The following is a 23,915-nucleotide window of genomic DNA, read 5'->3' as shown; positions in this document are numbered from 1 at the left end:
TCGGAGCGATAAACATTGAAAGCTCAAAAATAAAACCAAGTTAGTCATAACTTGGTTTTATTACTTTTCATTAACAGATATCATCAAGCAACCTATACTGTAAGCATCAGTCAACATGGACATAAGTTTTGTCGAGCATTCAAATTAGAGCTGCCAATTTATCTGACCTAGAGGTGTTAAACACACTAATGTATCAGCTTCATCAGTTTCATCATGATGAGCAGCCAGAGCATATAAAAACTGCAGAAGAGATCGAACAAGAAAAAAGCATCGCTCGTTATCTTGATAATCCCGAATGTCTGGTTTATGTGGCAATCGATGGCGATAATATTGTGGGTTTCATTACCGGGCAATTTTGCGAGTTAATCTCACCGATTAGCAAGCCTATTACTATGGGAAGTGTTGATGAACTATACGTTTTAGCTAAGTATCGTCACATGTCTGTGGCGACCTTACTAATGGATAAACTTCAAAATATGTTTGATGATTTTGGTGTGAAAAGGGTGTTTGTCGAAGTGTGGCATTTCAATCAAGCTGCAATAACTTTTTATAAGAAAAATGGCTTTAGCCATCATATTCATTGGCTATGCAAAGATCTTTAATTCTAGCTATTCATACTGCAATTTTGCTGTATTCAGTCTTAGCCTCGTTTTCACTGTTTGCTAATGACGCTAGTCATATACGAGGTGCTCTTTGTCTACTTAAAGTGGATGAGCAATTACTGTTGGTAGAAGAGGTCATTACCGGAAAGCTCTCTCTTCCGGGGGGAACGATTAATCGCGGTGAATCAGCATCAATAGCGGCACAAAGAGAAACGTGGGAAGAAACCGGTATTATCGTTACCGTAGGCAACCGATTAGAACAGACAGACTCTGCCTATATATTTGATTGTCAGCTTGATTCAAGCCTGCTTGTATCAACATACCTAGACTCTTTATCTCGTCGCACAGTTCCTTCATGGATAGCGCCACATTATGGAATCGAGACAAAGCAGGTAATACTGGTGTCACCGAGCAATGTCATGAGTCGTGATTACCGCTATCCATCACAATGGCCAACCATTAAAAAAGCGTTTGTCTCGGCGAAAGATCAACCTGTCGATTATGTTGACGATATGCTGAACTTTGCTTCTTATTGGCAGCAAATCGAGGTTGAGTTTATTGCGTCTATGCAGAGAGCTGTAAAGACACTACCGACGGTTTGGCAAGGCGCGATTAATCAAAGTGCCCAGTTTATTGAGTCCTCTTTTAATCGTTTGACACTTACGCTATCTATGGTGTTGATAACGTTACTGTTTGGCGTTCGTTTCGCTTTGAAAGTTGTCTTGTTAATAGCCAGTTCAGGCATTATCGCGTTTATATTACAACTTGGTATCGCTTTGCCTCGCCCTTATGAGTATTTGCCGTCAATTAAGCTGGGTGCTATGTATGGATTTTCGATGCCAAATATTGTGTCTGTGGTGATGACGGCTACGGGAATTATCGTCACTCGGCAGTATAAACTGATGTTTGAGAGTGCAAACAATGTCACGCTAATGATGATAGCGGTTATCGTAAGTTATAGTCTTTCGGGAGTTTATTTAGGCAGTCAATATGTTATGGCTCTATTGGCAGGAGTAACGCTAGGAGGCGTATTGGCGTGGAACTTTATTCGCTTAGATAGAAACGTGGCACAGAGATATGGCGATTGGCTTTTTAACGCCACTTTTTGGTTAGTTATTGCGGTGATTGCAGGACTGCTGAGTTATTTGTCTTACTCAAGTTATGTAAATAGTATCAGTGTATTATGCTTGTCGGTGGCACTATTTGTATCACGAGTAAAAAAAGAGTTTGAAGTGTCGGTGTCAATGAACATATTGACGGTATTAATTGTCGTTGTGTTGCTTCACTCAGCAGCTTTTGATTGGTTAGAAGAGCAGGTTTCCTACAGCGGGAAATACAGTTTGTTAGTTAATCTCGCTTTCGTACCGTCAATAATGGTGATTTTGGCGGTACTATTTTATAAAACAAGAAAACCAACTCGTTCATAACAACCAAGGGCTCTTGGCACAGGGCCTAATTATTTTAAGACAAACTCTTCAATGACTTTGGCAACACCCGAGTCGTTATTGCTGTCAGTGATGAAATCAGCAATGGCTTTTGTCTCTTCAGTGGCATTCCCCATTGCGACCCCCAAACCCGCATATTTGATCATATGGTGATCATTCTCAGCATCACCCATGCAGATAACTTGTTCTGATGGGATATTGAGTTGTTTAGCAATGCTTTCCACCGCAAGACCTTTGTTGCTTTTTTTATGCAGAAACTCATAAAAAATGGTGGCACTTCGTACTAGGGTAAACTCTTCAGAAAAAGCCGCGGGAATTTGATTAACGACCTGATCTAATGTCTCTTTTGAATCGGCGAACATGGTTTTGATAATGGCTTCATTATCGTCTAATTGAGAAAAATCAAACTGATTAATTGTTAAACCGTTAACCGTGGCTTCATGACCCGTAAAAGGGTTGAGCTTTGGTGTAATAAGCCCTTTTGTTACGCTAAAAGCGTGGTGATGGACATTGAGTTGATTGGCCAGTTGAGAAATTCGTTTAGCCTCTTTGCCCGTCATTATATTTTGACGAACAACTTCATTATCTGACGCCCGATAAACTAATGAACCGTTGTAACAGACGATATAGTCGTTGTCAGATGTCATGTTTAGTGAATCTGCGATGGACTTCATCCCTTGTAGCGGCCGTCCCGATGCAAGAACAACCGTCACGCCTTGAGCTTGTGCTTCTGCTATCGCTTGTCTATTTCTTTCTGATAGCACTTTATCGCTGTTCAGTAAGGTTCCATCCATATCAAGAGCGATCAATTTGTACATTGTTATTTTCCTGCTGACGTTGAGCAAATACCTGAAAACTGAGAATATTCATTTTCTTAAGGGATAACCAGCAAAACTTGTTGTTGACCATCAATTAATAGTGGATTACTGTCGCAAACAATATTAAACCGTCTTAATTTTTCGTTCATTGAGACGGTATTAAGCAAAGTATTAAGCAGGTAAAAAATGAAAAAAGCGGTTGTGGTATTTAGTGGTGGACAAGATTCAACCACGTGTCTGGTTAAAGCAATTAGTGAGTTTGATGAGGTCCACGCAATAACATTTGACTATGGCCAGAGACACAAACAAGAGATTGAGGTCGCGACCAAGTTAGCAAAACAGCTGGGTATTAGTGCTCATAAAATAATGGATGTAGGGTTACTCAATGAACTGGCTATTAGTTCCTTAACTCGCGATGACATTGCGGTTTCACATGAGTTGAACGAGCAGGGGGTTCCTAACTCATTTGTTCCGGGTCGTAATATTCTGTTTTTAACCTTAGCGGGAATTTATGCCTATCAGGTAGGGGCAGATACGATAATTACCGGTGTGTGTGAAACTGACTTTTCAGGCTACCCTGATTGCCGTAATGAGTTTATACAGTCTATTAACCACTCTTTAGTATTAGGAATGGATAAAAAGTTAGTTATTGAGACACCGTTGATGTGGTTGAACAAAGCACAAACCTGGGCATTAGCTGATCAATATAATGCATTACAGTTGGTAAGGGAGCAGACCTTAACATGTTATAACGGCCTAATAGGCGATGGCTGTGGTGATTGTCCTGCGTGTATATTGAGGCAGAAAGGACTAGAAGAGTATTTAGCTTCAGAGAAGTAACTCGTTTTCATTGATAGCGAGAATAAAAAATGCAGCGTTATACGCTGCATTTTTAGATACGGATTATAAATAAAGTTTGGCTAGGTCGCTAGGCTCTAACTCTTTACCTTCTAGCTGCTCATTCCAGTTGATACCAACCAAAACACCATCTTCAGAAAGCGTGATCAACCAGTCTTCCACAAATACGTCAAGAGGAATTTCACACACATCAAACTCTTGCCACTCTTCTACGTTGTGAATTTCAGCATCGGCTTTACTTGACCAAAATGGCATTACTTCGCTGTTTTCGAACTCTGATGAGTCACACGCCAACCAATCTTCTTCTTTATTTTTCAACCCCCAAACTAGCTGGGTTTCTTTGGTGTTAGAGATAAAAATCTCTAGGTTCGCTTCAACATCGGATGTAAGAGTAGTCATAAGTTTAGCCTTGTGATCAAATTTTGCTTAAGGTTACCACTTTTAGCGTATATTAGTAGTAATTTGTTATTTACAGTCATAAATAGCAACCAACTCAGGATAAAAACCAAATTTCCTTCTATTTCTTTGGCTTGCACGTTTTTTTATTACCTAAATGGCTGAGTTAGCATTTTACTTAAATGCTGCTCCTTAGGCTCTCTAAATGCATCAATACCAATCACACACTTATCATGCCCCAGTTCTGGCTGAGGGATATAAGTTGAGAACATTCTGTCCCAAATAGAGAGAAAAAAACCGAAGTTAGAATTGGTCTCTTTTATTTTAATTGAGTGGTGCACACGGTGCATGTCCGGAGTGACAAATAGTTTTCGTAACTGTTTATCAAGCGCCAGTGGCATACGTCCATTACTGTGGTTGAACATTGCACTTACGTTTAACAACACCTCAAATATTAATACGGCAATCGCCGGTGCTCCTAACAAGGTAATACAGGCTATTTTTATCCAGAGTGACAGAATAATTTCTATGGGGTGAAAACGGGCTGCGGTGGTGACGTCAATATCCTGATCCGCATGATGAACGCGATGCAACTTCCACAAAATCGGAAAGTAGTGAAAAACAACATGTTGAGTATAAATGGCGAGATCAAGTAGAACCACAGATGCGAACACCACCAATGGGTAAGGCAGCGAAATCATGTTAAACAAACCGATACCATGCTGTTCTACCAATAACGCAGCCTGATAAGCAACAATGGGCATTAATAGTGCCGTGCAGATACTATTAACACCAATCAAACCTAAATTGTTAAGCCAACGAACAGCGCGATTTTGGGTTAACTGTTTGCGTGGGAATTTGGTCTCCCATACGGCAAACAGACTAAAACCTACAATGAAAAAAAACAGACGGATAATGGAAGGATCTTGCATACAACTGTTCCGTTACTCTTTGATATTCACTCTACTGTAAGTACAATCAGTCTATATTTCCAGTAATTAGCCAGCATATTATAATCTTATGCGCATACATGCGGTAAATAAGCTCATTGAGCAGCGTTTAAATAACGCAACAAAACCATTTAATGCAAGAGGATCCAAAGTGGATCGTTGTGTTTATTGCAGGGTCGATAAGCAATATTGCATTTGTGAATTTCAGCCAAACATAGACAGCAAAGTCGCAGTGATTTTGTTAATGTCTGATTCTGAAGTATTAAAGCCAAGTAACACAGGTCGATTAATTGCAGATGTTGTAAAAAACACCTCGGTATTTCAGTGGAACAGAACGGAGCCCGATCGAAAGCTATTAGAGATGCTGGCGAATACCGAATACTCACCCATGGTTGTTTTTCCTGAAGAGTATGTTGATGATAAACAGCGTGTGATTCATCAGTGTCAGCAAGCGCATAGTGAGCAGCAAGATAAAACGACGCTACTTATATTTATAGATAGTAGTTGGCGTGAAGCGCGTAAAATTTTTCGAAAATCACCTTATTTACACGCATTGCCGGTATTGTCATTTCAGCCTGAATCCGTTTCTCAATACCTAATGAGAAAAGCTGAAAAGGACAATCAGTTATCAACAGCCGAAGTGGCCACTTTGGCATTAAGTAGTGCAGGAGAACATCATGCAGCAGACGTTCTGCAACAGTGGTTCACTGTATTTAGAGAAAGCTATTTAATCAGTAAAACGAGATTGAAACGTGATTACACTAGGCCGGTATTACAAAGTTATAGATCTGAGCAGGATAAGCTTTTTTAGTGTCAGCGTGATGAGTGGACAGGGACGAAAACTGATTGAATTCTAAACGTGTATAAGTCTAACTAAAAACAAACCTGCTCTACATCACGGATTGTAGGCCTGACTATATGGATAATGCTAGAGTTTTATTTTTGTCCTCATTTTGGGACTTTTTTTAGGAGAGAACAATGTATTACGGATTTGATGTTGGCGGTACTAAAATTGAGTTTGGTGCGTTTAATGAAAAACTTGAACGCATCGCTACTGAGCGAGTACCGACACCCGTAGATGATTATCACAAACTTGTTGATACGCTGTCAGGTTTGGTTAAAAAATACGACAAGGAATTTGCTACAGAAGGAACTATCGGCATAGGCCTTCCGGGTATGGAAGACGCCGATGATGGCACTGTATTAACGGTAAATGTACCTGCAGCCAAAGGAATGCCATTACGTGCTGACCTAGAAAAAGCCATCGGTCGCTCAGTAAAAATTGAGAATGACGCCAACTGTTTTGCACTTTCAGAAGCTTGGGATGAAGAACTACAAAAAGAGAAGTCTGTTGTAGGGTTAATTTTAGGTACCGGCTTCGGTGGTGGATTTGTTTTTGAAGGCAAGATCTTCTCTGGAAGAAATAACGTTGCGGGTGAAGTCGGGCATATGCGCTTACCTATTGATGCTTGGTTCCACCTTGGCGACAATGATTTAGCAAAAAGTGCACCACTGTTCGATTGCGGTTGTGATAAAAAAGGCTGTTTAGATAACTACTTATCCGGACGCGGCTTTGAGCAACTTTATCAGCACTACTACCAAGAGAAGAAAAAAGCGATTGATATCATCAAGGCTCATGAGGAAGGTGATAAAAACGCGGTAGAGCATGTTGATCGCTTTATGGAGTTGCTGGCCATCTGTTTTGCCAACTTGTTTACTGGCTTTGACCCTCACGTGGTTGTATTAGGTGGAGGTTTATCTAACTACGATCTCATTTATCAAGAGATGCCAAAACGTATTCCTAAATACTTAATGTCTGTTGCGAAAGTACCTAAAATTGTCAAGGCTAAACATGGCGATTCAGGTGGTGTTCGTGGTGCGGCATTCTTAAATATTAAGTAGTCATCGCAGCTTAAAAGCAAAGAGGGTCGCATGCGCAACCCTCTCTATTTTTCTACTTTTTTCTACTTGTCGCCGACGCCTCGGTTCTCTTTTTTGGCAAGCGTGATCTTTCCAAAACCAAGCTTCTTAAAGTAATTATCTCGATAATCCCTTGCCGCTTTCGTATCCGATACGGCCTGAACTTGCTGTTCCATTTTTAAGAACTCAGAAATGTCTATCCCTTCAGCATCTGCTACTGCTTCATGAATCGTGCGGTAGTTTTCATAAGAAAACTGCAAGGTTTTATCTTGTTTTTTATATACGTATAAGATGGTACGAGCCATTGTTATATTAACCTTTATTAAATTTTGCTACATATTCAACAACAAATTGAGCAATAGTGTTGATGTCATTGATGTCCATTTGTGGAAGTTTCGAGTCCACTTTAGTGTCTGCTGCAATGGCGATGATATTGCTGTCATCTTGATATAACCAAGGTTTTCCAACAGCTTCACGGTGCAGTTCAATTTTATCAAATGATAAACTCTTACAGCCTTCTACCAAAATAAGATCAAGTTTTGAATGATCAAACATGTTCAATAGATACTCAAAGCTTTCTTCTTGTTGTGGCGTTTCGGTAAAAAGAACATGTCGTTGCCCCGACGCCACCAACATTTGATCAGCGCCCGCTTTTCTCAATCTGTAACTGTCTTTTCCTGGTGTATCTAAATCAAAATCGTGGTGAGCATGCTTAAGAACAGCCACACGTATTCCCTGTTTTTTAATAACAGGCAGTAGAGCTTCTAATAATGTTGTTTTACCCGTACCACTAAAAGCGGCAAAGCCGAGTAAGGGAAGGTTAGGGAGTTCACTCATGTGTTTCTCCAAATTTTTTCAGTTCATCTGGTGTATTTAGGTTTATGAAGGTCTCTGGTATATCAGAAAAATCGACAAACGTCGTTTTACACTGGTTAAGCAGTAATTTAATTTTGCGATCGCCATTTTCTAAGAAAGCGCTTAATGCCGGCAGCGATCTCTTATTCCACAAACTAAATACAGGCTGTGGATATTGACCATCGTGAGCCACGATTATCTCTACTTCGTTGTCGATAGCTGCCGCTAATCTTTCCACTAAATCAGACGGAATATTAGGGCTATCGCAGGGAGTAAAACCAATCCACTCTTGATCAATTTCAGTAAGACAAGAGTGTACGCCTGCTAACGGCCCTTGAAAGTCCTGCATATTATCTTTAATGACGAGAGCGTAGGATTGGTATTGTTCGATATTACGGTTTGCATTGATGTATAGCTGGGATACTTGTGGTAATAAAGCGTTATAAACGATCTCGACCAGCGGAGTACCATTGAGCTTGATTAGACCTTTGTCTCCGCCACCCATACGGCTCGCTTTTCCACCGGCTAAAATTACCCAGTTAATGTTATTTCTAAGCATATTTATATTAATTATTATCTGTTGTTCGCTTGGCGGCATTTTACCACTATTTAAAGTCAGATAGCCAAACAGCGAGCAATAAACTTTCTGTTATTCGTTCACGATTCTTACAACCTCTATTTTTACGAGTTTTACTTGCCAAAATAACGGATTAAGCCCCAGTCAGAATTGATGCTCTATATTAGTGCAGCGTCCCCAAATTAGGGCGTTGTTTTGCTAATCGATTGAATAGCTCATTCACTCATTATGGTGCAATTAGTCATTATTTACTTATAAAACAAAACTATAATCCATAGCTACAGTAGTGCAGTTAATAAAATTCGATCTGGAACAACTTTTGCTCTATTAGCGTTAACGCGAAGATTTAAACTGTCTGGGATGATGGTTTAGCAATAATGCACTTAGAAGGTGCGGAAGAAGATGGAGTCGAATGGCAAATGAGTAATTCTATGGTTCAAGTACAAGGTGCAGTACAAACGCTCACCCAAAGTTCTGACACTATGTTTCTCTTACTGGGAGCGATAATGGTGTTTTTGATGCATGCGGGTTTTGCGTTTCTCGAAGTTGGAACCGTTAGAAAGAAAAACCAAGTGAATGCGCTGGTAAAAATTTTAGCGGACTTTGGCATCTCTGCCATCGCTTATTTCTTTATCGGCTATTGGGTGGCTTATGATGTTCATTTCTTTTATAGCGCGGAAACCTTATCGGCCGGCAATGGTTACGAGTTAGTTAAGTTTTTCTTTTTACTTACTTTCGCGGCGGCCATCCCTGCGATTGTATCCGGTGGTACTGCTGAGAGGGCACGATTTTATCCGGTATTGTTGGCCACCTTTTTTACAGTTGGAGTCGTGTACCCGCTTTTTGAAGGCATGATATGGAACGGTAACTACGGCGTACAACAATGGTTAGAAAACACCTTTGGAGCTGGTTTTCACGATTTCGCAGGCTCTGTGGTTGTTCATGGTGTTGGGGGTTGGATTGCCTTGGTTGCGGTTCTGTTTCTTGGCATGCGAAAAGGGCGTATTCGAGCCGGAAAACATACTAACTTTGCCCCTTCTAATATTCCTTTTTTAGCCCTTGGTGCGTGGATCCTTAGCGTCGGTTGGTTTGGCTTTAATGTTATGTCAGCCCAGACGCTTAACGGCATTAGTGGTTTAGTGGCGATGAACTCATTAATGGCGATGGTTGGCGGTATAATTGCGTCATTGGTTGCGGGCAAAAACGATCCCGGTTTTATCCATAATGGGCCGTTAGCAGGCTTGGTTGCCGTTTGTGCTGGATCTGATGTGATGCATCCTCTGGGGGCTTTGGTTACTGGCGGAGTTGCAGGAGCACTGTTTGTCTGGCTATTTACCTATTTGCAAAACAGAACCAAGATCGATGATGTGTTGGGCGTGTGGCCTCTACATGGGGTTTGTGGAGCTTGGGGTGGCATTGCTGCGGGTATTTTCGGTCAAAGCGCTCTTGGTGGGCTAGGTGGAGTGAGTCTACCTGTTCAGATCATCGGTACCTTGCTGGGTATTGCTGTCGCGGTTATTGGCGCTTGGATTGTGTATGGTCTACTAGACAAGCTTACCGGTCTTCGTTTGTCTCATGAAGATGAGTTTAATGGTGCCGATCTTTCAATACACAAAATCAGTTCTATTAATGAAGAGTAATATTTCTAGTAGCTTGTGGCAGTTCGCTATCATTGCTTGGATTGGTACAGACCTTTGGCTCATTTCGACTATAGTCTAAAACCTTAAAACTATTAGTGTTATAGGCTAAGTGCTAAACTTAGTCTATAACATTAGATAGTTAGTCGAATAAGTGTCAGTAAAAGGATTTATTATGTCGTTTCCATATCGCAACATTGTTATTTTAACCGGCGCCGGTATTTCTGCAGAATCAGGCATCAAAACATTTAGAGCTCAAGATGGACTTTGGGAAAATCATAAAATTGAAGATGTTGCTACTCCTGAAGGGTTTCACGCAAACCCTGATCTCGTTCAGGACTTCTACAACCAGCGTCGTCGTAAACTCCAATCTGATGATATTCAACCTAACGCGGCACATTTGGCACTCGGCAAACTTGAAGCAGACCTTGATGGTCAAGTGACGGTAATTACTCAAAATATTGACAATTTACATGAAAGAGGTGGAACCAATCGTATTATCCATATGCATGGTGAACTTCTTAAAGCTCGTTGCTCTGAGTCTTCTCAGGTTGTTGAACATAAAGAAGATATAGTTACAGGTGAACTATGCCACTGTTGCCAAATTCCTTCTCAAATGCGACCTCATATTGTGTGGTTTGGCGAGATGCCACTACGTATGGGGGAAATATACGCTGCGCTAGAAGAAGCAGACCTGTTTATTTCCATTGGAACATCTGGGGTTGTTTATCCCGCAGCCGGTTTTGTTCATGATGCCCGTATGCATGGTGCTCATACCATCGAAATCAATTTAGAGCCAAGTGCTGTCGATACGGAGTTTGAAGAAAAACGTTATGGCAAAGCGAGCGTGATTGTTCCTCAATTGGTTGAAGAGTTACTAAGCCACGTTGAGGCAAAGCAGGCTTAAACGAGATCCAGCGCCATTGACTATATATTTGGGTATCAAAACTAAAAAGAGCGGCTAGAAAGCCGCTCTTTTTGTTTTAATGCTATTTACTGCTCAACTTTTACTGCTCAACTTTAAGTTTTTGGAAGTACTGTTCATACAATACACTTGCTTCACCCACTTCGTCTTGCCAAAAACCACTGTCCATAATGTGTTGAGGAGGGAAGATGCTCTCATCCTCAGCAAACTCTTTCGGCAGTAATGGGTAAGCGCTTTTCACCGGTGTAGGGTAACCAATTTCTAATGCAACTTTAGCCGCATTTTCTGGGCGTAATAAGAAGTTAATCATTTTATGAGCGGCTTCTACATTTTCTGCTCCGGTAGGAATAGCTAAGCTGTCCATCCAAAAAATCGCGCCTTTTTCTGGCCAGATAATGTCGATGTTTGCGCCTTCCTGACGAGCAGTGTATGCGGAACCATTCCATAGCATACCTAACGATGTTTCACCTGCAAGATACGGGTTAGCAGGGTAATCAGAGTTAAATACTAATACGTTTGGCATCAGCTTTTTCAACTCTTCATAGGCAGCTTTGATTTCGTCGGGATTAGTCGTATTGGTAGAGTAACCTAAACGAGTTAATGCAATATGGAAGAACTCACGTGAGTCATCCATCATCATTAATTGACCTTCCCATTTAGGATCCCAGAAATCGTCCCAACTTTTAATATCAGAAGTGTCTAGCATATCTGAATTGACGCCAATACCCGTCGCGCCCCAAATATAAGGAATTGAATAGCTGTTATCTGGGTCAAATGACTTGTTCAGGTAGTTAGGATCTAGATCAGCGAAGTGAGACAGTTGTTGCTTATCGATTTGTTGCAACATTCCTTCTTTACGCATTTTAGACACGAAGTAAGTAGAAGGTACTACAAGGTCATATCCTTTACCCTGCGTTTTTAATTTTGCATACATAGTTTCATTTGACTCGTAAGTCGAATAGATAACTTTGATGCCCGTTTCCTTTGTAAAATCTTCAAGCACTGAGCTTGGAATATACTCGGACCAGTTATAAAAGTAGAGTTCATCATCCGCAGCTAAAGTTGGAGCTGAAAGGGTGGCTGCACATAACGCAGTAGAAACAATTTTAGACCAGTTTTTCATTGTATTTCCATAGAGTTTGTTAATGAATGCCACGACAGTTAGTGTGGCAAGCACAAAGCACATGTTTGAATGCGCGATTCTAAATAAGAAAATGAGGTTTGTACACACTTAACCCCTTTAAGGATCAGTTGCATAACGCTCTATTCAGTTCACTATTTAATTTTTTCTCTTGCCAGAAATTGGGAAATAACGACCAGCAATAACGAGACTACCAGCATTATCGTTGCTAATGCATTAACCTCTGGAGAAATGCCGACTTTAACCATAGAGTATATTTTAAGCGGTAATATTTCATAGCCAGGACCTGTAACAAACGAACTAATAATGACATCGTCAAGTGACAAGGTAAAACTTAGCAGCCATCCAGCCGCGACCGCTGGTTTAGCCAATGGAAAAATGATTTTCTTTAGTATCACCCATTCGCTCGCACCAAGATCTTTTGCCGCTTCAAGCATTTTGACATCAAAGCCATTTAATCGGCTAAAAACCGTTACCACCACAAAAGGAAGACAAAATGTAATATGAGAGGCCAACAAGGTTATAAAACCCAGTTGTAAGCCAACCACCAGAAATAGGGCGAGTAGGGATATCGCCATCACGATATCTGGTGACATCATGACGATGAAAAGCAAACCGTTTACGAGGCCTTTGCCTTTAAACGAGTATCTAAATAGCGCGACGGCGGTCAAACTCCCAATAATGGTCGCAGCGGTTGCGGAAAAAACCGCAATACTTAACGAGTGCCACGCAGCTTGCATTAGGCTGTCGTTGTTGATTAAAGCTTGATACCACTTAGTGGTGTAGCCACCCCATTTCATGCCAAATTTATTGGCGTTAAATGAGTTTGCAATCAGTACTATGATGGGCATATATAAGAAAGCGTAAACAACAAATAAAAAGCTAGAGTTGATTAATCGTCTCATGATTCAAGCTCCACTTTTTTATTTAGCAACTTCCCGGCTCGATAATAAGCATAAAGCATTAAAGCCATCGCCGCGGTTAAAGCAATACTGGTGGCTGCACCAAATGGCCAATCTCTGGCATTAAGCACCTGACTTTTAATTACGTTTCCGACTAATAGATTTTTTGCACCGCCAAGTAGGTCAGACACATAAAACATACCTAACGCCGGAAGCAGTACTAATAAACAACCACCAATAATGCCCGGCATTGTTAACGGCAACACCACACGAACAAAGGTTTGAAACTTGTTAGCTCCGAGATCCTTGGCAGCTTCAATATAGGTATGATCGAGCTTCTCTATCGCTGAGTAGAGCGGTAGTATCATAAAAGGTAACAAAATATAGACTAAACCGATCATCACCGCTGATTCGCTATACATAAGTCGAATCGGTTTATCGATGAGCTCTAAAGCTAACAGTGATTTATTTAAAATACCTTGAGTGCCAAGTACTATTTTTAAGCCGTAAGTTCTAATTAACGAGTTGGTCCAAAAAGGAACTATGACCAGAAATAGCATAATTGGGCGCCACTTGGTCGGCATATTAGCGACGATGTAGGCAAAGGGGTAGCCGATGACTAAGCAAAATAGCGTTGCCACGATAGCCATATAAAAGGAGTGCATCAGCACTTTGCCATAAAGGGGATCCAGCAAGCGTGCATAGTTATCAATACTAAACGTGAGTTCAATTAAGTTGGTTTCATCACGTGTCAGAAAACTGGTAACGATGATCATGAGATTAGGGATCAGTACAAATACCGATAACCAACCTACAATCAAGGCGATAATTAGCTTCTGCAGATCAAACTTACTCGCCATCTTTCAGTACCACTTCCCAGCTTTCAACCCAAGTTACTGTCACTTTTTGACCAAGAGAGTGATCAACATCGGGATCATCTTCATTAAAGAACTCACTGACCATCACCTTATTGCCAGATTCCAGCTCAACGATAGAGTCTAGTGTCATTCCCTTATAGGTTCGATCTATCACATGGCCTACAATCCCTTTTGATACGTTCTCTTTAATCTCTTCAAGGCGTAAATCTTCTGGGCGCAGTAAAACTTGCAAGCTCTCACTACCGGTAAATGCTTCCTTATAATAAATGGTTGACTCGATTCCCTCGATGGAGGCAACAATGCGCTTATCATCAAGTCGCTTTATCGGAGTCGCGTTAAAGACATTTATCTCGCCTATAAAGCGTGCAACAAAAAGGTTTTTCGGCTCTTCATATATCTCTTTGGGCGTGCCATCCTGTTCAATTACGCCGTCTCGCATGACGATAATACGATCAGACATGGAGAGAGCTTCTTCTTGATCGTGGGTAACAAAGACAAAAGTGATGCCGAGTTTGCGTTGCAGTTGCTTAAGTTCGATCTGCATCTGCTTACGTAATTTATAATCTAGAGCTGACAATGATTCATCAAGTAATAGAACTTTGGGCTTATTAACAACAGCTCGTGCAATAGCAATACGCTGCTGTTGTCCACCGGATAACTGGTGAGGCTTTCGTTGCGCCATCTCATCAAGCCTAACCATTCGTAAGCACTCCATTACTCTTGGCTCGATCTCTTCATTGGCGACTTTTTGCATTCGCAGCCCAAATGCAACGTTGTCAAAAACCGTCATATGGGGGAATAGGGCATAGCTCTGAAATACTGTATTGACGGGCCTTTTCTCTGATGGGATATCAGTGACATTGTCACTTCCAAGTAGTATTGTACCGCTGTCTACTTGCTCAAAACCTGCAATCATTCTTAATACGGTTGTTTTACCACAACCTGATGGACCAAGAATCGTTAGAAACTCACCATGATTCACATCTAAATTTAGATTACTAATGATTTCTTTACCGTCGAAACTCTTTGAAATCCCGCTCAATTTAACTACTGGATTCTCTTTCGAAGCTACCTGATTCAACTTATGCCAACCTCCCGGCTAACTCATATACTGAGTGATTTATAAACGAAGCGAATAATAGTCGTAGATCTGCTGAAATTAAAGTACTTTGATTGGATTTATTGACTTTATTTTAACTAAAATGGCGTTAAATCAAGTGAGAATAGTCTCATTGATAATTGCTTGGCTATTGTAATGAGAAGTTAATAGTAAATAGCAGCCCATAGCAATGCTCGGCACTGGTATCTTTAGGGTAGATGGGTATACTGTGGCGTAATTTTTTAATTTAGAGTTGAGGGCTAATTCCCTGCTCGGAATACGATATGAATAAGAATATAGAGAAAGATTTTGTTATAGGCGGTTCGATTGATAAAGCACTGTCTGGAAATTATGAATTAAATATGTTTTCTGTGCTCGGAGAGGCGTGGAAACATACTATCCGGCATTTTCTTTCTTTTTCTCCAGCCATCATTGCGTTGCTAGCGGTTCAACTTGTTATTTTTTATCTTGCACTGAAGTTGCAGATAGGTGATCCCGCTTTGATACTGCAAATGTTCGATAACCCAGAATTAATAGAGCAAGGCATTTTTGAAGCGATATTTGTGGCTAATTTTAGCTATGAAGTCATTTCGGCTCCGATTTATGCGGGCGTCTCTCTCATGGCCATGAGTCACAGTGCTGGATTAATGAGCAAGCCACAACATATCTTGAAGGGTCTTCAGTTCACGGTTCCAGTCATCATCGCCACTCTGTTTAGCCTAGTGCTACAAGGGATAGGTGGTATGCTTATACCATTACTTTCTATGTATTTATCTGTGGCATTCAGTAATTCAATACTGCTCATCTGCGAGAAAAAAATATCACCAATTCAGTCATTGTGGATCTCTTTCCGTGCTGTTAACAAAAAACTGTTTCCTATCATTGGGTTATACACAATTATGATGGTGCTGTTGTTTGTTGCAGCTATTTCGTACGGATTTTTATTGGTTGTGGTACTGCCGCTGTTTTTCCATATGAAAGGGATTATCTATCGTAATATGTTTGGTATTACTTTGAAGATCATCGCTCCTGACGTTGATAACACAGCTGACCGTTTCAATAATCACTCAGACAACGATGACTCAAATGACGATGATGACAATGATTCAGACGACAATAATGACTCCACTGACGAGCCAGTAGAGAAAGATAAATCGGATAAAGGTTCGCAAATATTTAATGCATAATCTTTTTAAATTATTAGCCGCAATTGCGCTTGTTGCCATGTTGGTTGCCCCGTTTGTTAAAGACGAAGGAGCGGCAGATGACACGGTAGATAGCCGTGTCGGCGAGGGAAGCCGTTATGTTAGTCAGGATAAACCTGATTTTGCGGCCATTACTGATGCTAACAAAAAGAAACAAGCCTTTTTTGATTATCTCCGTCCTGCAGTCGCAGCTGAGAACCTACGTATTAGCAAAGAGCGATCTCAGCTGAAGGTTATTGAGACGGCGTTTAACTCTGATGACATGACGTCAGCAGATATCAGTTTTGCTCAGAAGCTTGGTGAGAAGTATGCCAGCAAGGTTCCTGACAGTGGACTCACTTCAAAGTGGTTTGCCACTATGCTGATGAAAGTAAACCTGATTCCAGAAGCATTGGTATTAACTCAAGCGGCTAATGAGTCGGCTTGGGGGACCTCACGTTTTGCGCGTGAAGCAAATAACTATTTCGGCCAATGGTGTTATAACAAAGGTTGCGGCTTAGTTCCTTTGCAACGTATTGAAGGAGCAAGTCATGAAGTGGCTAAATTTGATTCTATGTCTGAATCTGTTCATGGCTATTTTATGAATGTGAATCGCAATAAGGCGTACGCTCAACTACGTCAGATAAGAGCGAATATTGTGGCAAGCGGAGATAGTATTTTAACAGATAGCGCTGCTACACAGCTCACTAACGGACTCTTAAAGTACTCTGAACGAGGTCAAGCATATATTGATGATCTTCAAAGTATGATTCGAGTAAATCAGAAATTTTGGAAAGCCAGTTAATAACATATGAAAATAATAATATCTCTGCTTTTTATCGGACTATCGATAACGACAAGTCATGTCTCTGCCCAAGAATACATGTTTACCTATTCAAAGTTATATTCGCAGTTAAAAAACAATGTAAAGGAAGGGCATGAAGAGGTCAAAGTCGGTTTCTTTTTTATCAACGCTGACAGCAAAGAACTTTGTAGCATTGAAAAGGCGTGGATGGAAAAAGAGAAACATTATGAAGAACTGACCATAGCACCAACCAAAGAAGTGCTTCTGCCAGTGGATAGCAACTTGAAGAGCGCTAATCCTTTGGTGTTTGTTCGTACACCGATGGATCAACGTTGTGATTTCTCGTTGGTTGTAATGACTAAGCAACCAATGAACGGAAGTGTCAGTTACCAGGAAATCGAAACCATACTGCCGCAAATGCAAAGTATGTTAGAAGACCTTGGAGGCATGTTTGCCAGTTGGTTTACTCCTGAGGTTGAAGGTTTAACCCTGGAGTTCACCCCAGAGACACAAGGCAACATTCTTTTCTCTAATGGTAAGTCAGTAGCAATAGAAGATGGTAAAGCAAGAATTCTGTTAGCAGATATCGGAAAGGGCAATACGATTACTATTCCTGAAGAAACCACTCGCGTTCTTCCTTGGTTACCCTCTGCTAAGAAATAAATAAGTTTACAAATTAAAGAAGAAAAAGGCTGCAATCGCAGCCTTTTTCATGTCCGAACTTAAATTAACTTAAAGAATTATAGATTCGTCACATCCAGTTGCAGTGCTGGGTCGAACTCCACGACATCTTCTGTTGGTGCTGACGTAGGCAGCTCTTCTCTATCAAAGCCAATATCACCACCATTTATGACACCAGAGTCTCGGTTAATAGATTTGAAGTCAAATAACTGGTGATCCGCTAAGTGGCTAGGGACAACGTTTTGCATTGCTGTGAAAATAGTCTCAATACGACCAGGATACTGCTTATCCCAACCATTCAACATCTGTTTAATATGTTGGCGTTGAAGGTTAGGTTGCGAACCACATAAATTACATGGAATGATAGGGTATTCACGCTTCTCTGCGTACTTGATAATGTCTTTTTCACGACAATAAGCTAACGGCCTAATGACAACATGTTTACCATCATCAGAAACCAGCTTAGGGGGCATTCCTTTCATTTTTCCACCATGGAACATGTTAAGGAACATGGTTTCGATAATATCGTCTCTGTGGTGGCCTAAGGCTATTTTTGTTGCTTTCAGTTCTGTTGCGGTACGGTATAAGATGCCACGACGCAAACGAGAGCAAAGCGAACAAGTTGTTTTTCCTTCTGGAATTTTGTCCTGTACGATTGAGTAAGTGTCTTCTTCAACTATCTTGTACTCAACACCTAGACTTTCTAGGTATTCAGGAAGAATATGCTCTGGAAATCCGGGCTGTTTTTGATCTAAATTAACTGCGATAAGTTCAAATGATACTGGGGCACTTTTCTTAAGGCTTAAGAGGATTTCAAGCATAGTAAAACTATCTTTACCACCAGATAGACAGACCATAATACGGTCACCATCTTCTATCATGTTGTAGTCAGCAATTGCTTGACCAGTATTGCGACGAAGACGCTTTTGTAATTTATTGAAATTATATTGCTGCGCTTTAGTACGCTGGAGAGATTGCTCAGTCATAAATTTGCTGTCTGTTAACCTAAGAAAAATAGACTGAGTATGATACGGATAATTTAGCAGGATGCTAGTAGTAAAAGCCCTCAATGAGGGCTTTTATGGTTATTTATTAGGTTGCTTTATTAAGCGGATTGATTTGGGTCAAGAGGGCTGATAAAACCAGCAGGCTTAAGCGCCAAAACATCACAATTGATTTTATCAATAACATGCTCTGCGGTGTTACCAATAAAAACAGCGGACATGCCTGTTCGTCCTGTTGTTCCAAGGATAACCAGACCGGCAGATAGCTCATTTGCAACCGCGGGGATAATATCTTCAGGGAGTCCTTGCTCTACTCTGGTCTGCTCTTCATCAATGCAGTGTTTTTGCCTTAGCGCCTTCATCTCTTTTAGGTGATGGCCTCTGACGGCATCGGAATAGGTTGTAGGATCAAATTCCGGCAACTCGATAGTAATGTTTGCCGGTGTCACCGGATAGCAGTTTACTAAGTAAGGCGTCGCATCCAGTCGTGAGCAGAGATTTTTAGCTTGCTCAACGATACAGTTATTAAGTTCCAGATGAGTTGGGTTTTCTGAACCGACATGTACTGACGCTACCACGTGTCCGTTTTCTGGCCACTCATGGTTTTTAACCAAAAGTACAGGGCAGGGACTTTTACGAAGCAGATGCCAATCTGTTGGTGTAAAGATGACCGACTCTAAAACATCATGCTTTCGTGTTGCCTTAATTAAGATCTCATGGTTACCGGCAAAGACTTCAGCAACGATCGCTTCATAAGGCCTATTGTGCCAAACCACTTTAACCGAAAACTCAACACTATCGTCGATGTAAGGTGCTGCCACTTCTTTCATCCATGACTCTCTTTGCTGAATAACGCCTTTACGCATAGCATCGCGCTCATCAAGTGAGAGCATTGATGTCATTTCATAAGAAAAATCATAGATAGAGAGAAATAACGTTATATGGCTTTTTGATACGCTTTTGCGAGCTAACTGCATAGCCCTTGCCAGCGCAGGCTGTGACTCATTATTCACATCTGCAACGACTAAAATTTTATTATAAATACTCATAAAAGCTCCTTATTTATGGAGTAGAAGCGAAGAGTTATCAACTACATATAGTAAATGTAGCTTATTTAGAACGAATTTTTTAGCAAAAGAAATTTTCGGAGGGTAGAAATATGAAGTGGCTCATTTCTGAGCCACTTTGCAGTTATTCTTCTTGAGATATTCCAGCTAAGATTTTCAGCTCTTCGTGGTCAAGAATGGTAATGTATTTACCTTTCACACTTAGAATCTCAGATTTTTGGAAACGGCCTAATAGCCGACTTATGGTTTCAACGGTAAGCCCTAAGTAATTGCCGATATCACCACGAGTCATGGTTAATCGAAATTCTCTTGGACTGAAACCACGCTGGGAAAAACGAGTGGAAAGATTATATAAAAAAGCAGCTAATCGTTCTTCCGCATTCTTCTTTGATAAAAGAAGAATCATGTCTTGGTCGCCTTTAATTTCGCTACTCATTAATCGCATAATTTGTTGGCGAAGTTTCGGCATTTTACCCGATAAGTCATCTAGAATTTCATAAGGAATTTCACAAACCATTGACGTTTCTAGTGCTTGAGCAAAAGAGGGGTGGGCGTTGCCATTGATCGCATCAAAACCAACCAAATCACCGGCTAAATGAAATGCAGTAATTTGCTCGTCACCTTGCTCAGTAATAGTATAGCTTTTGATTGTCCCTGAACGAATTGCATATAGTGACTTTAATTCGTCACCCGCTTTAAACAACTCTTGTCCTTTTTGAATCGGTTTTTTTCGTTCGATTATTTGATCTAATTGATCAAGCTCAGATTCACTCAATGTAAATGGAATACATAGTTGTGAAATGCTGCAATCCTGACAGTGGATAGCACATCCACCGGATTGGATTCGTTTAGTCGCTTGTTTTTCTGAAATCATAACTTCCGAGTCACTATTTGATATACATCAATATTTTAACACTGCTCTTAACTAAAAGGTAGTGAAATAACTAGCTAATAATTCAAAAAGTTATAAATTGTTAACTCAAAAGAGAAAATGTTGACAGGGCAATATAACCACCATAAGCAAGCAGAAGCATAGCGCCTATCTGCCTAAAAACGGTCGATGTTTTGACTCTGTTTACATATTCGGCACTAATACCAACTAGCAGCATTGAGGGGAGTGTTCCAATACCAAATGCCAGCATAGTTAAGCTGCCATTTATGCCACTTCCAGAAACCGCTGCCCATGTAAGAGCAGAATATACAAGGCCACAAGGTAACCATCCCCATAAAAAGCCGAGAGGAAGGGCTTGAAAAGGAGAAGAGAGCGGAAGTAGTTTTGTTGCGATGGGATTAATAAAACGCCATAACCATTGTCCGAGCTTTTCTATATAAATAATACCTTGCCACCACTTTCCGATATGCAAGGCGAGAACAATCATCACAAAAGCGGATAAAAAACGTAACCAATTCAATACCGAATAATCGGTTACCAAGCTGGAAGCGCTGGAAATTGCGCCACCGACGACAAATCCGGCCAGAGTGTAACTGGATAGCCGACCAAAGTTGTAACAGAGGATAGTCAACAAACGGTCAGACTTGGCGGTAATGTTTATGCTCATTGCTGACGCTATTCCACCACACATGCCTACGCAGTGAGCTGAGCCCAAAAAGCCGACAAATAGAGCACCAATTAAATCAATGTTCATCTTTGTTCTTTATCTCGGGCTCATCTTCATCAAACAGGATACTGTGCCCTTGACGTTCCAGATCTTCGAACTGCTCGCTCTTTACCGCCCACAAAAAAATTGCCACGGCGACACAAACCAGCAATATAGCGATTGGAATTAATATATAAAGACTAGCCATCTTTTTTGAGTAACCTTAATGAGTTGGTAACAACAATAATTGAGCTTGCTGACATGCCAACAACCGCGATATAGGGAGCAACATATCCCGCGACTGCGAGTGGTAAAATCAATAGGTTGTAGCCTAATGCCCATGCCAAATTTTGTCTAATGATATTGCGTGTTTTAATGGCCAACTCGCGCGCCTTGGTTATTTTATTTAACTTGTCACCAAGTAGAACCATGTCTGCAGATGCTTTAGCTACGTCAGTACCGCCTCCCATAGCCACAGATAAGTGAGCACCAGATAGTGTAGGCGCATCATTAATGCCGTCACCTACCATCAGGGTTATATGAGAGTCGTCTAACGACTTAAGAAAAGCGAGTTTATCTTTAGGCGAGGCATTAGACACAACGTCGTTAATTCCAACAGCTTCTGCAACCTTTAACGCATTCGATTGGTTGTCACCAGTAAGCAGGGTTATCTTCATTCCCATATCCGTTAGTGATTGGATAAATACTTTACTTTCACTTCGAATAGGATCGGAGTAACCAAAGGTCGCAACGTGTTTCCCTGCGACCGATAAATAAATAGCGTTGTTGCCGGAAAGAGCGCTCGTACCACATACAAACAAGGCGTTACCAATTTTGCAAGGTTGCCCTTGCCATTGTCCCTCTATTCCTGAACCAATAACGTTTCGTACATCGGTTACGACAACATCGCTGGATCCTTTTCCTTCAAACGCTTTAGCAATGGGGTGATTGGCATGACGTTCTAACGAAGCCGCAATCGCTAGACAGATCTCAGCCGTCAAATCTGAGTGAGTTTCTACAGCATCCAACTTAATGGCTCCCTGAGTTAGGGTTCCAGTTTTATCGATAATAAGGTGATTAACTTTACACAGCGTCTCAAACACATGCGATTTTCTTAGTAGTAAGCCAAGATCTCCCATTTTAGAGGTTGAGCAAGTAATAGCTGTCGGTGTTGCTAAAGATAGAGCGCAAGGGCAAGTTGCAACCAAAACAGAGAGCATTATCCAAAATGCATCGTCTGGTTGATGTTGCTGCCAATAAAGCCATGTGGCAGACGCTGTAATCAGTATCACGGCTACGAAATAACGAGCAACCACATCGGCCAACTGTGCAATCTTAGGTTTGGTCATTTGAGCTTCGTCTTGCAGCCGGACTATATTTGCTAACATGGACTCGGCTTTACTTGAGGTAACCTCGAGATCAAAGGATTCGTCAGTATTTATGCTTCCTGCATAAACCATTTCATTAACCGCTTTAACTACAGGGATTGACTCTCCCGTGAGCATTGACTCGTCAACGTGGATTCGACCAGCAATAATCACGCCATCCGCAGGAATGTGTTCACCGGGAAGCACTCTTACTCTGTCACCGGGTTTCAAATTACGAACGGGTATTTGGCTTCCATCTAACTTTGTCGCCATTGTAGGGATGAGTTTTAGAAGGTTGGCACTCGCTGCCGCCGCTTTACGTCGTGCTCTCATCTCTAGGAAACGGCCAAGTAATAAGAAGAAAGTAAACATTGAAACAGATTCAAAAAATACTTCGCCTTTTTCTTGTACCGTGGCGACAACACTAGCCACATATGCAAAAATCAGAGCAATGGACACAGGGACGTCCATACCCAAGGTTTTGCCTTTTAAGCTTCTCCAAGCGTTGATATAGAAAGGAAGGGCAGAATAAACCAATACTGGTGTCGCGAAAATCAGACTCACAATACGTAGATATTGTTTAAACTCAGCGTCAAGATCGCCAAATATTTCAAAGTATAACGCTACCGCTAACATCATCACCTGCATGGTGGCAATGCCTGCGATCCCCAATCGATACAGATACTGTTTCATGGATTCATGATAGGTCGCTTCATGGGCATCAGCTTCGAATGGGGCAGCTTTGTATCCGAGCTTGTGTATGGTTGATAGCAGATCGCTTAACTTAGTTTTACGGCTATCCCAATTAAGAATGGCTCTGTTTGTTGTGGTGTTTACTCGGATTTGGTTCACACCAGATTGGCCGTTGATCTGTTTTTCAATCAACCACGCACAAGCGGCGCACGTTACGCCTTCAAGGGAAAGAGTAACTTCTGAACTTGATTCACTTTTGCGGACGAACTCTGATTGCACATCATCATCATCGTAATTCAACAGTGACATTAGCTGCTCAGGAACTAACTCAGCTTTTTCGGCCGTTTCTGTTCTATATTGATAGTAACTAACCAGCCCACTATCGACGATAGTTTGTGCGACAGCTTGGCAACCGGGACAACACATATCCCGCTGCTTCTTGAAAATTTCCACGGTAAAGTTCGTGTTTTCTGGTACATCTTCACCACAGTGATAACACGTTTTGATCATTAA

Annotated in this window: 25 protein-coding genes and 1 pseudogene; 10 read left to right on the top strand and 16 right to left on the bottom strand. The window is 41.1% G+C overall.

The window, feature by feature from the left end:
• Nucleotides 1–128: 128 nt before the first annotated feature.
• A complete protein-coding gene (locus tag F0227_RS04540) occupies nt 129–602 on the top strand; it encodes a GNAT family N-acetyltransferase (RefSeq protein WP_171751991.1) in 474 nt (157 codons plus the stop codon).
• A complete protein-coding gene (locus F0227_RS04535) occupies nt 587–2,029 on the top strand; it encodes an NUDIX domain-containing protein (protein ID WP_171751990.1) in 1,443 nt (480 codons plus the stop codon). The genes F0227_RS04540 and F0227_RS04535 overlap by 16 nt, the downstream gene beginning before the upstream one ends.
• 29 nt (nt 2,030–2,058) lie before the next feature.
• Here F0227_RS04535 and F0227_RS04530 read toward each other — a convergent pair whose 3' ends face one another.
• Nucleotides 2,059–2,865, bottom strand: coding sequence for a Cof-type HAD-IIB family hydrolase (locus F0227_RS04530; RefSeq protein WP_171751989.1), 807 nt, complete (start codon nt 2,863–2,865; stop codon nt 2,059–2,061).
• Between the two features lie 186 nt (nt 2,866–3,051).
• Here F0227_RS04530 and queC point away from each other — a divergent pair, with 186 nt between their 5' ends.
• Nucleotides 3,052–3,705, top strand: coding sequence for a 7-cyano-7-deazaguanine synthase QueC (gene queC, locus F0227_RS04525; protein WP_171751988.1), 654 nt, complete (start codon nt 3,052–3,054; stop codon nt 3,703–3,705).
• 63 nt (nt 3,706–3,768) lie between these two features.
• Here the strand turns inward: queC and F0227_RS04520 are convergent, their stop codons facing one another.
• Together F0227_RS04520 and F0227_RS04515 are read right to left on the bottom strand one after the other, a co-directional pair.
• Entirely contained in the window at nt 3,769–4,122 is a 354-nt protein-coding gene (locus tag F0227_RS04520; RefSeq protein ID WP_171751987.1) for a DUF2750 domain-containing protein, read from the bottom strand.
• Nucleotides 4,123–4,268: 146 nt separating this feature from the next.
• Nucleotides 4,269–5,051 carry a sterol desaturase family protein gene (locus F0227_RS04515; RefSeq protein ID WP_171751986.1) on the bottom strand — a complete coding sequence of 261 codons (783 nt, stop codon included), beginning with the start codon at nt 5,049–5,051 and terminating at the stop codon, nt 4,269–4,271.
• Nucleotides 5,052–5,139: 88 nt separating this feature from the next.
• On the opposite strand from F0227_RS04515, the gene F0227_RS04510 reads away from it, so the two are divergent.
• Both F0227_RS04510 and nagK read left to right on the top strand, forming a co-directional pair.
• Nucleotides 5,140–5,880 carry a tRNA-uridine aminocarboxypropyltransferase gene (locus tag F0227_RS04510; RefSeq protein WP_171751985.1) on the top strand — a complete coding sequence of 247 codons (741 nt, stop codon included), beginning with the start codon at nt 5,140–5,142 and terminating at the stop codon, nt 5,878–5,880.
• Between the two features lie 167 nt (nt 5,881–6,047).
• A complete protein-coding gene (gene nagK, locus F0227_RS04505; protein ID WP_171751984.1) occupies nt 6,048–6,971 on the top strand; it encodes an N-acetylglucosamine kinase in 924 nt (307 codons plus the stop codon).
• Nucleotides 6,972–7,033: 62 nt separating this feature from the next.
• On the opposite strand, the gene F0227_RS04500 is transcribed toward nagK, so the two are convergent.
• The 3 genes and pseudogenes from F0227_RS04500 to mobA all read right to left on the bottom strand — a co-directional run bounded on the left by F0227_RS04500 (nt 7,034) and on the right by mobA (nt 8,403).
• Nucleotides 7,034–7,294, bottom strand: coding sequence for a DUF2960 family protein (locus F0227_RS04500; RefSeq protein WP_171751983.1), 261 nt, complete (start codon nt 7,292–7,294; stop codon nt 7,034–7,036).
• 13 nt (nt 7,295–7,307) lie between these two features.
• A pseudogene (mobB, locus tag F0227_RS04495) lies at nt 7,308–7,826 on the bottom strand (molybdopterin-guanine dinucleotide biosynthesis protein B); the annotation flags it as partial.
• Complete coding sequence (mobA, locus tag F0227_RS04490) at nt 7,819–8,403, bottom strand: molybdenum cofactor guanylyltransferase MobA (RefSeq protein WP_171751981.1); 585 nt, start codon at nt 8,401–8,403, stop codon at nt 7,819–7,821. The pseudogene mobB and the gene mobA, both read right to left, overlap by 8 nt.
• A 437-nt stretch (nt 8,404–8,840) precedes the next feature.
• On the opposite strand from mobA, the gene F0227_RS04485 reads away from it, so the two are divergent.
• Complete coding sequence (locus F0227_RS04485; RefSeq protein ID WP_171752062.1) at nt 8,841–10,061, top strand: ammonium transporter; 1,221 nt, start codon at nt 8,841–8,843, stop codon at nt 10,059–10,061.
• Nucleotides 10,062–10,233: 172 nt separating this feature from the next.
• Nucleotides 10,234–10,965 carry a Sir2 family NAD+-dependent deacetylase gene (gene cobB / locus F0227_RS04480; RefSeq protein WP_171751980.1) on the top strand — a complete coding sequence of 244 codons (732 nt, stop codon included), beginning with the start codon at nt 10,234–10,236 and terminating at the stop codon, nt 10,963–10,965.
• Nucleotides 10,966–11,065: 100 nt separating this feature from the next.
• Here the strand turns inward: cobB and F0227_RS04475 are convergent, their stop codons facing one another.
• The 4 genes from F0227_RS04475 to potA all read right to left on the bottom strand — a co-directional run bounded on the left by F0227_RS04475 (nt 11,066) and on the right by potA (nt 14,985).
• Nucleotides 11,066–12,106, bottom strand: a complete 1,041-nt coding sequence (locus F0227_RS04475) for an extracellular solute-binding protein (protein WP_171751979.1) — start codon at nt 12,104–12,106, stop codon at nt 11,066–11,068.
• 152 nt (nt 12,107–12,258) lie between these two features.
• Nucleotides 12,259–13,029 (bottom strand): spermidine/putrescine ABC transporter permease PotC, encoded by a 771-nt coding sequence (potC, locus tag F0227_RS04470; RefSeq protein ID WP_171751978.1) that lies wholly within the window; start codon nt 13,027–13,029, stop codon nt 12,259–12,261.
• A complete protein-coding gene (gene potB, locus F0227_RS04465; RefSeq protein WP_171751977.1) occupies nt 13,026–13,886 on the bottom strand; it encodes a spermidine/putrescine ABC transporter permease PotB in 861 nt (286 codons plus the stop codon). The genes potC and potB overlap by 4 nt, the downstream gene beginning before the upstream one ends.
• A complete protein-coding gene (gene potA / locus F0227_RS04460; RefSeq protein ID WP_171751976.1) occupies nt 13,876–14,985 on the bottom strand; it encodes a spermidine/putrescine ABC transporter ATP-binding protein PotA in 1,110 nt (369 codons plus the stop codon). Before potA ends, potB begins: the two co-directional genes overlap by 11 nt.
• A gap of 302 nt (nt 14,986–15,287) precedes the next feature.
• Between potA and F0227_RS04455 the strand changes: the two genes are divergently transcribed.
• From F0227_RS04455 to F0227_RS04445, 3 genes are read left to right on the top strand one after another with little or no spacing between them, the layout of a single operon-like run.
• Complete coding sequence (locus F0227_RS04455; protein ID WP_171751975.1) at nt 15,288–16,190, top strand: hypothetical protein; 903 nt, start codon at nt 15,288–15,290, stop codon at nt 16,188–16,190.
• On the top strand, nt 16,183–16,992 hold the full coding sequence (locus F0227_RS04450) for a glucosaminidase domain-containing protein (RefSeq protein ID WP_171751974.1): 810 nt from the start codon (nt 16,183–16,185) through the stop codon (nt 16,990–16,992). Before F0227_RS04455 ends, F0227_RS04450 begins: the two co-directional genes overlap by 8 nt.
• 6 nt (nt 16,993–16,998) lie before the next feature.
• Nucleotides 16,999–17,655, top strand: coding sequence for a DUF2987 domain-containing protein (locus tag F0227_RS04445; protein ID WP_171751973.1), 657 nt, complete (start codon nt 16,999–17,001; stop codon nt 17,653–17,655).
• A 77-nt stretch (nt 17,656–17,732) separates the two neighbouring features.
• Here the strand turns inward: F0227_RS04445 and ttcA are convergent, their stop codons facing one another.
• The 6 genes from ttcA to F0227_RS04415 all read right to left on the bottom strand — a co-directional run bounded on the left by ttcA (nt 17,733) and on the right by F0227_RS04415 (nt 23,912).
• Nucleotides 17,733–18,659, bottom strand: coding sequence for a tRNA 2-thiocytidine(32) synthetase TtcA (gene ttcA, locus F0227_RS04440; RefSeq protein WP_171751972.1), 927 nt, complete (start codon nt 18,657–18,659; stop codon nt 17,733–17,735).
• Between the two features lie 119 nt (nt 18,660–18,778).
• Nucleotides 18,779–19,726, bottom strand: coding sequence for a universal stress protein UspE (gene uspE, locus F0227_RS04435; RefSeq protein WP_171751971.1), 948 nt, complete (start codon nt 19,724–19,726; stop codon nt 18,779–18,781).
• A gap of 142 nt (nt 19,727–19,868) precedes the next feature.
• Nucleotides 19,869–20,618 carry an FNR family transcription factor gene (locus F0227_RS04430; protein WP_171751970.1) on the bottom strand — a complete coding sequence of 250 codons (750 nt, stop codon included), beginning with the start codon at nt 20,616–20,618 and terminating at the stop codon, nt 19,869–19,871.
• Nucleotides 20,619–20,718: 100 nt separating this feature from the next.
• Nucleotides 20,719–21,390 carry a sulfite exporter TauE/SafE family protein gene (locus F0227_RS04425; RefSeq protein ID WP_171751969.1) on the bottom strand — a complete coding sequence of 224 codons (672 nt, stop codon included), beginning with the start codon at nt 21,388–21,390 and terminating at the stop codon, nt 20,719–20,721.
• On the bottom strand, nt 21,380–21,550 hold the full coding sequence (ccoS, locus tag F0227_RS04420; RefSeq protein WP_171751968.1) for a cbb3-type cytochrome oxidase assembly protein CcoS: 171 nt from the start codon (nt 21,548–21,550) through the stop codon (nt 21,380–21,382). Before ccoS ends, F0227_RS04425 begins: the two co-directional genes overlap by 11 nt.
• Nucleotides 21,543–23,912, bottom strand: a complete 2,370-nt coding sequence (locus tag F0227_RS04415) for a heavy metal translocating P-type ATPase (protein ID WP_171751967.1) — start codon at nt 23,910–23,912, stop codon at nt 21,543–21,545. Before F0227_RS04415 ends, ccoS begins: the two co-directional genes overlap by 8 nt.
• Between the last annotated feature and the right edge of the window lie 3 nt (nt 23,913–23,915).

It is taken from the genome of Vibrio sp. 99-8-1, assembly GCF_013114595.1.
Classification (GTDB): Bacteria; Pseudomonadota; Gammaproteobacteria; order Enterobacterales; family Vibrionaceae; genus Vibrio.
Note: the sequence above shows the minus strand (reverse complement) of the source record. Positions and strands in the feature narration are given on the sequence as shown.